Here is a 12,943-nt window from a genome sequence, read left to right on the forward strand (position 1 = left end):
TTACCAATAACTCGACAGGGGGAACGGCTTACCTGTGGGATTTTGGTGATGGCACTACGAGCACGGAAATTAGTCCTGCTCACACCTATAACGGAGGAACATATGATGTAACACTAACGGTATTAAACGATAGCGGCTGTTCGGCTACGCTTACCCTGCCCCAGTTAATACAAGTGGATTCCAACGCTATTGCGTTTATTGCTTCTGATACATCCGGTTGTGATCCTTTGACGGTACAGTTCCAAAACCTTACACCCAACGGAACTTCCTTTTCATGGGACTTTGGGGATGGCACTACCAGCACTGAACAAAATCCGCAACATGTGTATCACCAGGGAGTATATAACGTAACCCTTTCAGTCACGACTTCCTCAGGATGTTCGGGTAGTGTTACCTATCTTCAATACATTAAGGTTTATTCAAAGCCTATATCTTCCTTTACTACTACAGAGAACACAAGTGATCCAATAGATATTTCACAGGCAACCATACACTTTAATAATACATCTCAGGGTGCAGATAGCTATGCATGGGATTTCGGAGATGGAACTGTAAGCAATGATGTGAGCCCCACGCATACGTACACGGCTCCAGATACTGTCTTTGTGACCCTCATTGCTTACAATGGCTCCTGTTCAGATACAGCAATACTGGGCCCAATTGTTATCGTAAAGCAGGACGATATCTTTTTTCCATCTGCCTTTACACCGAATAACGACGGAAAGAATGATTATTTCCATGAAATGATCCAGGTAGGTATCTCGACCCTTGATTTCGCCATTTTCGACCGTTGGGGAAATATGGTATTTCAGACGAATGATCCGAAAGGAAAATGGGATGGAGAATATAAAAGTGAGATAGCCGATGTTGGTGTATATGTCTGGTATGCGAAGGCTACGCTATTGAATGGAAAGGAAATTACGAAGCATGGAAATGTCTCGCTGCTTCGGTGAGTTAAAGTAAATGATGCAGCTTTCTATGGGAAATCCTGCCGTAAGTTACAGCAGGATTTTTTTTGTTTGAATGCCTCGCAAGGTAAAATGCAGACAGGAGCTATAGATTATCGTACTCATATAATGGATCTATTCGGGTGCCGGGGCTCATATCCGTTAAGGGCTTTATCAAGCCATCTTTCAACCCATAAACCCACCCGTGCAAATGTGGTTTATTGTTGTATTTCCATGCGCGCTGAATAATGGATGTTTTTGCAAGATGAATAAGCTGTTCCTGCACGTTTAATTCCACCAGGCGATCGCAAAGCTTTTCCTCTTCATCAATAGTGTTTAATTCTTCTGCATGCAGCCGATAAACATCTTTAATATTCCGCAGCCACATGTTCAGCACTTGCTGGTAATCGTGGTTAGTTATTGCCGCTTTTATGCCTCCGCAACCATAATGACCACATACAATAACGTGCTGTACCTTTAATTCATTTACCGCATAATCAAGAACGCTCAGAAGGTTGACATCTGTATGGACCACCATGTTGGCAATATTGCGATGAACAAATATTTCTCCGGGCTGTGTTCCGGTGATCTCATTTGCGGCAACGCGACTGTCACTGCAGCCGATCCAAAGAAATTCAGGTGTATGCAGATTTGCAAGCCGATTAAAATATTCAGGGTCACCTGTTATTTTACCTTTTGCCCATACCTTATTTTCAAGTAGCAATTTTTCGTAAGATTTCATGAGTAATCTTAAAATTTAATTTACTAATTAAAGTAATCCTGATTGAAAAAAAATATTATTTATTCAGGCACTTGCTAATTGGTACAAGCATCAATAGTAACAAAGTAAAATTTCTTTGGCACTGTGATTGTTTAAATTTACTTATGCAAAATAATTTTCAAATAGATTATAACGGACAACTTATAGATATTGATTTGGAACAATCAACGGAAAAGAACGGAAAAATTTTTAAAATACATTTGCCGGAAGGAGAAATCCAGATCCAACAAAAAGAAGACAATGAGGGTGCTGACCATTGGTTTGATTTAAAAACCAATCAGTCCACTGATCAGATTAAAAAGATTGGTGCAAGCATAACTGCTTATCTTTTAGAAAAATAATATAGCTAAGTATTGGTTGAAGGAATATTTATCGTCCGGAGCAGGTCTTTTATCTGAATTTCAAAGGCACATTTAAAGTGCCCTTCAGGACAGGCCTTATATCCATGAATGCCGCACGGCCTGCAATACAGTCCATGGTTGATCTCCACTACAAAAGACTTTTCTGAAAGAGGTCCGAATCCAAACTCTGGAACTGTGGAGCAGAAAACAGCAGTAACCGGTGCATTAACTGCCGATGCAATATGCAACGGAGCCGAATCATTTACATAGTTCATTGCAGCTTGTTTCATAAGGGCAGCTGTTTGCGTAAGTGAAAGTTTCCCTGAAAGGTTGATCAATTGCACCTGATGATGTTTTATCAGTGATATTATTTTCTCACAAAGTGCTGAATCCGTTTCAGAACCGAGGAAATAAACCTGATATAGACCAGTAATGGATTCTATAAAATGCACCCATTTTTCCACCGGAAATTGCTTGGTAAACCACACAGATGCGGGCGCAATGCAAAGGTACGGGCTTTGGGTATAAACCGAAATGGCATGTTCATCGGCTACAGAAGGATACATAACAGGATTTACCGTTTCCTGCGATGTAATATTTTCTATAAGATTTAAATTTCGCTGTACTTCATGGCCTTTAAATGAATGCCTTACTTTCCTTGTAAAAAGAAATGAGAGCGGGTTTTTATCGAAGCCTATAATGTGCTTAGCTCCTGAAAGTCCTGCAAGGATTCCGGATGCAGCAAAGCGCTGCACATTAACTACAAGATCATATTTGCTTTGGCGTATGGTATGTAACAACTGAAAAAGGCTGGAGTACTTCCTTTTTTTATCCCAAATCATTACCTGGTTAATTTTTGGATTATTCGCAAGCGCTCCTTCATTTCCTTTTCGCAATAGAAAGTCAATTCTGCTTTCCGGGAAAAAGAAATGGAGCTTTTCAACAAGTGAAGTTGCTAATATTACATCCCCAAGGAAAGCAGTTTGAATAATAAGGATTGATTGAGGGGTGAAGGCCCTGGCATCTTCTTGCATGAACTGTTAGATCAATTTTCCCCTTCCAAATCATTTTTGCAGCCATATAATTTAAGTGCTGCTTGTATAGTTTATTCTTCTGAATCAATAATGAATATTATTTTTAGTATACAATATTTATTTTAAGCCGTATCCATCTGCAATATTCAAAAAAATATTTTTACATTAATTTGCAATAGTAACCCTTCATATTGAAGCCATTTTTAACTTTTTTTCTGGTTCCTTTATTTCTGTTATGCTCTAATGGTTACCGGATTGCATTACCCGGCGCAAAAATAGTATCAGATTTTCCTTCCATTCGGATCGGGAAACAAACGTGGATGACCGCAAATTGGGATTTTCGCACTCCAAAAAGCTGGTATTTTAATAATGACTCTGACAGCAATAAAGAATATGGCCGTCTTTATTTTTACAGCAACGCCTTATACGGTGCGCCGAAAGGGTGGCATCTTCCAACCCTTGATGAATGGAATGAGTTGATCAATACTTTAGGTGGTGACTCAATTGCCGTTACAAAATTATTTTTAGATGGCAGTTCTGGCCTGAATCTTAAATACGGAGGAAACAAGAGCGCGAATATCAGTCCTACTGATATTTTTAATTTTAAAGATTCCTGGGGGTTTTATTGGACGGCCACTCCGGATGAAGATCAAACCGCTTACGCACTGCATTTCATAAAAGGTAAGCTTATAATTGAACGGTTATCCTACAGAAGGGCAAATGGATTTTCGGTACGTTATGTAAAAGATAAAACATAAAGTATGCATCACGCTTTTTCTCCATTGGTGTCCTTTACAATAAAGTAACAGATAATCGCTGCGAGCAGCATCAAAACTCCGCCAATCTGAACGGCAAGCATTCGGTTATTATCGAGTAAGTGTGACATGATCCAGCCAAAGAACAGGGATGCGATAATCTCCGGTAGTACAATAAAAAAATTAAAGATACCCATATAGATTCCGACCTTATCTTCAGGCAGGCTGCCTGCTAACATAGCATATGGCATTGATAAAATACTGGTCCAGGCGATCCCTATTCCCGTCATGCTTAAAAAAAGCAAATTTTTATCATGAACAAATCCAACGGATATTAATCCGATAGCACCACATATAAGACAAAAAGCATGAGTAGGTTTTCTTCCAATGGAACGTGCTAATAAGGGTATCACAAGTGCAAATACAAATGCCACTACATTGTAAAATGATAAAGTAAGGCCGGCAAATTCCACGCCCTGGGTGTAGGCGGGGCTTTTTTCATCTGCTGCGCCAAAAATGGTTCTTGCTACAGCTGTTGAATAATAGAACCACATAAGAAATAATCCGGGCCAGGTAAAAAATTGAACGACTGCAAGTTGCTTCATCCTGACAGGCATATTAATAATGGAATGCATAATTTCTCTTGCGCCATTGCCAAACCCTTTATGTGTATCCTTAATTTTATTTCTGTTTCCGGGATCAGAAGGAGGGTATTCCTTTGAAGTAAATACAGTATAAAGGATGGCCAGTAAAAACATGGTGCCCCCTATGTAAAATGCGTATTCAACAGACGGAGGAATTCCCGCTGCTGCAGAGTTTGAAACATTTAACCAATGGCTTAGCATCCAGGGTAAAGCCGATGCACAGCTTCCCCCAAGGCCAATCATTAAGCTTTGCATCGCGAATCCCCGTGTCCGCTGCTCTTCCGGAAGCTTATCGGCAACAAAAGCCCTGAAGGGTTCCATACTGATGTTGCCTGATGTATCAAGAATCCATAATAGCCCGGCGGCCATCCACAAAGAACTGCTGTTAGGCATAAGAAACAGACAAATGGAGCTGAGTATTGCACCTATCAGGAAATAAGGTCTTCTTCTTCCAAACACGGGATGCCACGTACGGTCACTTAAATACCCGATAATGGGCTGTACAATGAGTCCCGTTAAGGGAGCCGCTAAAAAGAGTAAGGGAATCTGGTTAGGGCTTGCATGAAGGTATTCATATATAGGGCCCATATTAGCGCGCTGCAAATCCCATCCGAATTGTATCCCCAGAAATCCAAAACTCATGTTCCAGATCTGCCAAAATGTAAGTCTCGGTTTCCCTTTCATAAAGCAGCTTTATAAATGAATGCTTGACTATTAAAACAAAGTATGCTATAAGCCATGCAGCAGATATTATTTATTGAAATTGTAAAATTTCATACTCGTATGGGCCAAGCTGGAAGCTCTTTGAATGTTTCACAGCCTTATTTTTTAATACACTGCAATAACTTTTTCCGGCTAATACCCCTGGCAACACAATATTTACAGGATGGTTGCGCACATTCACCATTACTGTCATTGAATCATGTTCAAGTATCCGGTTAAACATTAGAACATCTTCACTACCGGAGTTGATTTTTTCCAGTCTGCCATTTTGTAAAATTTCAGATGAATCATATAAAGTAAGCATAGTGGTATAAAAACTACGCACCTCCGGATTTTCGTTCCAATCGATATTATATTTTTCAAACAGGTTGATTTTCTGAGGATATCCAACTTCCTGGCCCTGGTAAATAAATGGAACACCTGGCAGCGTCACCATGGTAACAAATGCAGCTTTCGCACCATCTTCATTCAAAAATTTAACTTGCGGCACATCGTCCCAGCTATTCTCATCGTGATCGGTAATAAACCTTATTGCATGATACTCAGCAGGATAATTTACCTCATCGGATGCAAGAATTCTGAATAGGGAAGAAGTTAAGGAGTCGCCTTTCCATATGTGAATTAAATCGTGATACATATTCCATCCGTAAGTAATATCAAAACCATCCTTATACATTTTCGGATCGTCACTTTCTGCCAGCATTAAAAGAGGCCGCATTTTTCGAAGGGTATCAATACAGGACTTCCAGAAATCATCAGGTACCATAGAAGCTGCATCGCAACGGTAGCCGTCGATGTTAAAGCTATCAATCCAGTATTTCATACTCTTAATCATCTCAGCACGCAATTGGCTGTTGTCATAATTCAAATCTGCAACATCAGTCCAATCAGGATTCGGAGGAATAATTTTACCGGCAGAATCATGGGTATACCAGTCAGGATTGGTGTAAATCCAACCGTTATCCCAGGCGGTGTGATTCGCCACTTCATCTATAATAAGGTACATCCCTTTTGCATGGACCGAATCGACAAGTCTTTTAAAATCTGCCACCGTTCCAAAATCGGGATTTACTTTATAGTAATCGCTGATAGAGTAGGGCGATCCATAAGCACCTTTTTTATTTACTTTTCCGATAGGCTGAACAGGCATTAGCCAAATGGTATTTATTCCCATCGCTTTAATGGCATCGAGCCTGGGAATTACGCATTGAATGTCCCTTCTTTTGAAAAATTTCGTACAAATAATTCATACATGGTTACTTTGCTTACAGGAGGCACCGTTAATGGAACTCTTGAAGAAGCGTGTTTCTTTTCTGTATGAAGACAGGAATAGAATGAAAAAAGGCACAAGAAACAAACTAAAAACGGAAAAAGGTTTTTTTTCATAAGGCGGTATGAGCAGAAATCAGCAGCTGAATATACAATATGCTAAAATCTTATTAATGTAGCTGAAAGCACTCCAAAATAAAAGATAATTTTAGCCACTAAATTATTTCATGAGCAACTACGATGTAACGGTAATTGGATCCGGTCCGGGAGGATATGTTGCAGCCATTCGTTGTGCGCAACTCGGAATGAAGACTGCTATTATTGAAAAATATTTAACGCTGGGTGGAACCTGCACGAATGTGGGCTGCATTCCGTCAAAGGCATTGCTCGATTCTACAGAGTATTTTTTTAATGCTACCCACCACTTTAAAGCGCATGGCATCCATATAGAAAATCCTTCCGTCGATTTTTTACAGATGATAAACAGGAAAAACGAGGTAGTAAAGACAAATACTGCCGGACTTAATTTCCTGATGAAAAAAAATAAAATTGATGTCTATTCCGGTTTAGGAAGTTTTGTTTCAAACAATAAAATTGCCATAAGGAAAACCGATGGGAGCAGAGAAGAGATCGATTCTAAAAATATCATCATAGCAACCGGGAGCAAACCGGCAACTCTTCCCGGAATCACAATAGATAAAAAACGCATCATCAGCTCCACTGAGGCATTATCACTCACAGCTATTCCAAAAGAGATGGTAGTTATTGGCGGTGGCATTATCGGCTGCGAGCTTGCGAGTGTGTATGCACGTATTGGTACCAAAGTAAAAATTGTTGAATACCTGGATTCGCTTATTGCAAATATGGACGGTGATCTTGGGAAGGAATTGCTGCGTTGCATGAACAATATAGGAATTGAAAGTTTCCTTTCTCATAAAGTGATCAGTGCTATTGCCGAAGAAAATGTTGTGAACGTTACAGCTGAAAATGGAAAAGGAGAAAAGGTGGAACTAAAAGCTGATTATTGCCTGGTGGCTGTCGGTAGAAGACCGTACACTGAAAACTTAGCCCTGGAAAATGCAGGATTGCATACCGATGATAAGGGAAAGGTTCCGGTAAATGATCAGTTGCAAACTTCCGTGCCTTCGATCTATGCTATCGGAGATGTGATACGTGGTGTTATGCTTGCACACAAAGCAGAAGATGAAGGTGTATTTGTAGCTGAAACAATCGCAGGTCAAAAACCGCATATCAATTATTCGCTTATTCCCGGAGTAGTTTATACATGGCCTGAGGTGGCTTCTGTAGGATTTACCGAGCAGGAATTAAAGCAAAAAAATTTATCATATAAAAAAGGTTCGTTTCCTTTCAAGGCAAGTGGCCGCGCCAGGGCTGCAATGGACACCGATGGCTTTGTTAAGGTGCTGGCCGATAAGGAGACCGATGAGATATTAGGCGTGCATATGATTGGCCCACGCATTGCAGATCTTATTGCAGAAGCGGTGGTAGCTATGGAATACAGAGCAAGTGCCGAAGATATTGCCCGCATTAGCCACGCTCACCCTACCTATACGGAAGCTTTCCGTGAAGCATGTCTGATGGCTACTGAAAACAGGGCAATACACCTTTAATAAATTTTATATATCAACTGGTTCTGATATACCTATCAGCTCATAATAATCACGGTAATCGTCATTATAAGGCTTCTTGAACACCTGATTAATGTAGACACCCAAACCCTTTTTCTTCTCAGCAAGCCCCATCATTTTATTCCATTCATTCCTTTTAACATTCAAATAATGGAAAATTCTCGCCTCTTCCTTAAACTTAATCTCTATTATCTTTTCTTTTACAGAATAATCAATGCTGGATACAGCCTGAGAGCTTACTTTTCTATGATTCTCAGTGTTTAACCGAATGCCATATTTATCGGGAAGTTTCATATCAGACCGAAAATAATCTTCAAACCAAACTATTGATATTTATAAAGCAAGAAGCTTAATCTATTAATAACCTGTTGAAATTAAAACTGCTTTTTCCGGCAAATTAAAATCAATGTTTTATCTATATCGATTCGGCAACCACCTCCTGAACTTCCGGAACCATACGTTTTAGTAATCCTTCGATGCCTGCCTTAAGCGTAATCATAGAAGACGGGCAACCGCTGCAGGAGCCCTGTAACATAAGCGTTACAGTGCCTTCGTGGTAGGATTTAAATTTAATAGCGCCTCCATCCATTTCCACAGCAGGCTTTACATAGTTCTCAAGCATTTCCTTAATCTTAGTTATCACAGTGCTTTCATCCTGTGAAGCTTCTGTTTTATTAGAGGGTTTATAATTTTTTGAAATAGTTTCCTTTCCTTCCTCCAGGTATTCTTTTACAAAAGAACGGAGTGCAGGGATCAGTTCGGTCCAATCCGCTTCTGGCGTTTTAGTTACGGTGACAAAATTATTCATGATAAAAACTCCCTTTACAAAAGGAAACCCAAAAAGCTCCGTAGCCAGTGGTGACTCTTTGGCAGCTGATTCATCCGCAAAATCCGCCGAATTGTTTGCATACAGCATTACATCCGCTACAAACTTCATTGTTTCAGGGTTTGGAGTCATTTCAGTATATACATCTACTAACTTTTTATTAAGAGTGGTTTCCATTCAATTAAATTTTTTTATAGCAAAATTAACAAAAACAGAGTCATGATAGTTCATAGGATATTAAATTATAGAAGAGGATATAAATGATGAATGTAACTTTCAGAAGATTTACTTAAGCTTTTAATAATGAGAATAAGGAAAAGAAAGGCGTATCGCAGGCGACAGGCTGAAAAAAAGATCGGAATGCCGCCAGGGAATCTGGTTTACGTGGGGGATGAGCGGGAAGCCCCGGTCCGTATAACTGTGATAGATTTTGATGAAAAGCATTTTAATGAAAAAGTTTATTTCAGTGCTGAAGAATGTTTTCAGTATAAAAATTCCTTGACAAACACCTGGATTAATGTAGCGGGTATTTATAAAACCGAAATAGTAGAAAAAATAGGCAAGTATTATGGAGTTAGTTCTTTGGTACTTGAAGACGTTGTAAACACAGATTCACGGCCAAAAGTAGACGATGATAAAGAGTATGTTTTTATTATTTTAAAGATGCTTACCTATGATAAGGTGCAGCACTGCTTAAAAATTGAGCAGATAAGCATGATCCTCGGTAAAAACTTTGTAATCTCTTTTCAGGAAGATGAAAAAGATTTGTTTGATAAGCTGCGTGAAAGATTACATGATCCTGAGTCACGCATCCGAAAAATGGGATCCGATTACTTATGCTATACCTTAATGGATAAAATAGTGGATGAGTACTTTTTGATAATTGAATCTGTAGGAGAGGAGCTTGAAAAAATGGAAGAAGAAGTTGCGATGGAGCCATCGCAGCAGTTTCTGAAAAGGTATAACGACCTGAAGCAGGACAGCATTTTTCTTCGCAAATCAGTATGGCCTTTGCGCGAGGTGGTAAATTATTTATTGCGCAGTGAGGTGGCACAGGTTAAACCCGAAACATTACCTTATTTCCGTGACTTATACGACCATATCGTTCAGGTTATAGATGCTACTGAAACTTACCGTGATCTCTTCAGTGATATTATGGACGTATACCTCTCCACACTCAGTTTGAGAATGAATGAGGTGGTGAAGGTGCTTACCATTATCTCCACCATTTTTATTCCGCTCACCTTTATTGCTGGAGTATATGGTATGAATTTTCGTTTTATGCCGGAACTTAACTGGAAATACGGCTACGCTTTCGCCTGGGGCCTTATGCTATCTGTAGCAGCCATAATGGTATTATATTTTAAAAAAAAGAAATGGTTCTAATTGGGTGAATCATTCTGCCTGAAATTAAAAAAAGACTTGTTTATCTTTCAGATCTTTTAAGATACCATGCTCGATCTGCCCATACTCAATGTCGCTATTGCCATGGTGTTTATTTTTTTTCTGCTCAGTATACTTACATCAGGAATAGTTGAGATAGTAACTTCCATTTTTCAGAAAAGAGGAAAAGACCTCCGTTGGGCCATTGATGAAGTTTTTAATGACCCAAGAAATAAGAACTGGACCGAGCTGATGTACGAACACCCGCTTATCGATGGGTTAAAGCGAACAGATGACCATCTTCCCAGTTATATTTCTTCTGATGTATTTACCAAGGCGTTAATAGATGTAATGATTTTTGAAGGGAAGCAGATAAAAATAACTTCGAATCCGGATGGCAATATTGTGTATACTGAAATTTATCCGTCAGATAACGTTGCCGGGGAAATAACTTTTAAAGATAATCACGAAAGAACGTTTTATAACTTTAAGAAAGGTGTGCAGACATTGGGATCCAGCGATGTAAAAGCCTTTTTAAACAACTTTATTTATAAGTCGAAAGATTTTTTAGAACTGAAAGATCACCTGGAAGACTGGTATAATGAATATATGGACCGCGCCACCGGGTGGTATAAAAGAGATCTCAGAAAATGGCTGTTCTTTTTCGGATTGTTGATTGCAATAGTGCTGAATGTAGATACCATTTATATTACGGGTGTTATATACAGGAACAAAGATCTGCGAACGGCTTTAAATTACCAGGCCCAACAGGTAATCAACAGCGGCGGGTTAAAAATTAACCAGGACACATTAGCCGGTGATTCTACAGGTACTTTGCGGGATAGCGCGATCTATTTTTCTGATATGAAAAGAAAAATGGACTCCATTGCATTTGTTTATAATGAAATTAAAGAATTAAACCTTCCAATCGGCTGGAAAATAGATTCGGCATATTTTCCCCATGATACTCTTTCTGTAAAAGATACCACAGTTGCATTAAAAATTAAAACCTATTGGCAACAGTTCCGGGGCTGCTATAGTGGTATTAAAAAAAATATAAAAATGAATGCGGACAAGCTTGGGCTGCTCACTTTTCTTGGATGGATTTTTACTGCAATTGCTGTCTCCTTGGGAGCACCGTTTTGGTTTGATACTATGAAGAAATTTGTTAATATGAGGTCGACGGGAAATAAAACTGAAACCTGATTCTAAATCCTTTTCTAAGTAATCTTTAACTATATTATTCTACCATGAAAAAATAAGATCTCAGTGTTAAATAACTTATAGATGTTTTACAATTGCCATACCCATATATTTAATGCCAAGAGTGTTCCGGAAGATTTTCTCGGACACGGATTGATCCGATTATTAAGTAAAAGCAAGTTCTCCTTTTATCTTGTTTTTTACTGGAAGAGGGCATCACACTGGGTGGTAGTCAATCTTCAAAAGATTCCGGTAGTAAGTACTGTAATGCATTCAGATTCTTATGTTTTGGAAAAGGTAAGTGGCTGGCTTCGAAGGTCAGTTTTTACCCGTTGGCTTGCCCGTATTTTTGAATGGTTTGCGGATACACCTAAAGATTTCGTTGCAAAATATGCTTATCTTATAGAGGCAGGACGTGAAAAAAGCCAGGAACTCATCTTTGAAAAACTGAGGAAAATTCCGTGTTATTCTGAAGATACCCGCTTCGTGGTGCTTACTCTCAATATGGACCATATGGCTGCGGGAATGCCGCGTATAAATTATCTGACCCAGCTGTCTTTTATTACCCGGCTCAAAAAAAAATATCCTCAGCATCTCTTACCATTTCTTTGCATCGATCCCCGAAGCGGAGATGAAAAGCAACTGCTAAGTTTTGCACGCCACTACATCGAAGATCTAGGCTATATCGGAATAAAGTTTTATCCTGCATTAGGTTTTTACCCCTTTGACCCAAGGCTTAAATTATTATATGAGTATGCCCAGGAAAAGGAAATTCCTATAATGACCCATTGTACAAAAGGGGGCGTTTTTTATAAAGGAGAGCTAACCGCCGACCACCTGCATCCAAGGGATCTGGATAATAAATTTATTGATACCGTATTTATTGATACTTCACAATTAAGAAACCGTGTTTTCAAGAATAATTTTTCCAATCCGGATAATTACCGTCTGGTATTAGAGCGGTTCCCGGAACTGAAGATATGCATGGCTCATTATGGAGGAAGTGATCAGATAATGGATTACTTAAGGACTAAAAATGAAAAATCGTGGTATTATAAAATTAAAAGGATGCTGGTAGAATATAGAAATGTGTACACCGATGTCTCTTATACTCTGTTCGAAACACACGTCTTCAAACTATTGAAAGAGGACATCTTAAGCGATGAGGTTGGTGATAAAATTTTATTTGGCACAGATTACTATATGACCGAACAGGAGAAAAATGAAAAAGATCTGGTTTCTGATTTTCGGAAAGTGCTTAATGAATCGCTCTTTATGAAAATTGCGCTCAGGAACCCGGAAAAATATTTAAAATCAGCGTTCTATTATCCTCCATAGCAGATTGAATCTTAATATGGATTCTAACTTAACATATTTGTATTATAGTA

At 39.0% G+C, this 12,943-nt stretch carries 12 protein-coding genes and 1 pseudogene; 7 read left to right on the top strand and 6 right to left on the bottom strand.

All coding sequences use genetic code 11. From position 1 onward, the window contains the following. Nucleotides 1–32: 32 nt before the first annotated feature. Nucleotides 33–368: pseudogene (locus H0W62_13710) on the top strand (PKD domain-containing protein). A 685-nt stretch (nt 369–1,053) separates the two neighbouring features. Here the strand turns inward: H0W62_13710 and H0W62_13715 are convergent. After that, nucleotides 1,054–1,689, bottom strand: coding sequence for a carbonic anhydrase (locus H0W62_13715; GenBank protein ID MBA3649578.1), 636 nt, complete (start codon nt 1,687–1,689; stop codon nt 1,054–1,056). A gap of 143 nt (nt 1,690–1,832) precedes the next feature. On the opposite strand from H0W62_13715, the gene H0W62_13720 reads away from it, so the two are divergent. Then, a complete protein-coding gene (locus H0W62_13720; protein ID MBA3649579.1) occupies nt 1,833–2,069 on the top strand; it encodes a hypothetical protein in 237 nt (78 codons plus the stop codon). 5 nt (nt 2,070–2,074) lie between these two features. On the opposite strand, the gene H0W62_13725 is transcribed toward H0W62_13720, so the two are convergent. Further along, a complete protein-coding gene (locus tag H0W62_13725; GenBank protein ID MBA3649580.1) occupies nt 2,075–3,103 on the bottom strand; it encodes a glycosyltransferase family 9 protein in 1,029 nt (342 codons plus the stop codon). Nucleotides 3,104–3,294: 191 nt separating this feature from the next. Between H0W62_13725 and H0W62_13730 the strand changes: the two genes are divergently transcribed. Further along, the gene (locus tag H0W62_13730) at nt 3,295–3,861 is read left to right on the top strand and encodes a hypothetical protein (GenBank protein ID MBA3649581.1); all 567 of its coding nucleotides are present in this window, start codon (nt 3,295–3,297) and stop codon (nt 3,859–3,861) included. Between the two features lie 8 nt (nt 3,862–3,869). On the opposite strand, the gene H0W62_13735 is transcribed toward H0W62_13730, so the two are convergent. Beyond that, on the bottom strand, nt 3,870–5,186 hold the full coding sequence (locus tag H0W62_13735) for an MFS transporter (protein ID MBA3649582.1): 1,317 nt from the start codon (nt 5,184–5,186) through the stop codon (nt 3,870–3,872). Between the two features lie 70 nt (nt 5,187–5,256). Next, a complete protein-coding gene (locus H0W62_13740) occupies nt 5,257–6,399 on the bottom strand; it encodes an alpha-amylase (GenBank protein MBA3649583.1) in 1,143 nt (380 codons plus the stop codon). Between the two features lie 322 nt (nt 6,400–6,721). On the opposite strand from H0W62_13740, the gene lpdA reads away from it, so the two are divergent. Next, on the top strand, nt 6,722–8,125 hold the full coding sequence (gene lpdA / locus H0W62_13745; GenBank protein MBA3649584.1) for a dihydrolipoyl dehydrogenase: 1,404 nt from the start codon (nt 6,722–6,724) through the stop codon (nt 8,123–8,125). Nucleotides 8,126–8,131: 6 nt separating this feature from the next. Here lpdA and H0W62_13750 read toward each other — a convergent pair whose 3' ends face one another. Both H0W62_13750 and H0W62_13755 read right to left on the bottom strand, forming a co-directional pair. Further along, entirely contained in the window at nt 8,132–8,437 is a 306-nt protein-coding gene (locus tag H0W62_13750; protein MBA3649585.1) for a KTSC domain-containing protein, read from the bottom strand. Between the two features lie 121 nt (nt 8,438–8,558). Continuing rightward, entirely contained in the window at nt 8,559–9,146 is a 588-nt protein-coding gene (locus tag H0W62_13755; GenBank protein ID MBA3649586.1) for a NifU family protein, read from the bottom strand. Between the two features lie 126 nt (nt 9,147–9,272). On the opposite strand from H0W62_13755, the gene corA reads away from it, so the two are divergent. From corA to H0W62_13770, 3 genes are all read left to right on the top strand, one after another. Next, on the top strand, nt 9,273–10,355 hold the full coding sequence (gene corA / locus H0W62_13760; protein MBA3649587.1) for a magnesium/cobalt transporter CorA: 1,083 nt from the start codon (nt 9,273–9,275) through the stop codon (nt 10,353–10,355). A gap of 66 nt (nt 10,356–10,421) precedes the next feature. Then, nucleotides 10,422–11,558 (top strand): hypothetical protein, encoded by a 1,137-nt coding sequence (locus tag H0W62_13765; protein MBA3649588.1) that lies wholly within the window; start codon nt 10,422–10,424, stop codon nt 11,556–11,558. An 81-nt stretch (nt 11,559–11,639) separates the two neighbouring features. Next, nucleotides 11,640–12,893: an amidohydrolase family protein gene (locus tag H0W62_13770; GenBank protein ID MBA3649589.1), complete on the top strand. Its 1,254-nt coding sequence runs from the start codon at nt 11,640–11,642 to the stop codon at nt 12,891–12,893. Nucleotides 12,894–12,943 lie beyond the last annotated feature (50 nt).

The sequence above is a fragment of the Chitinophagales bacterium genome (genome assembly GCA_013816805.1).
GTDB lineage: Bacteria > Bacteroidota > Bacteroidia > Chitinophagales > UBA10324 > MGR-bin340.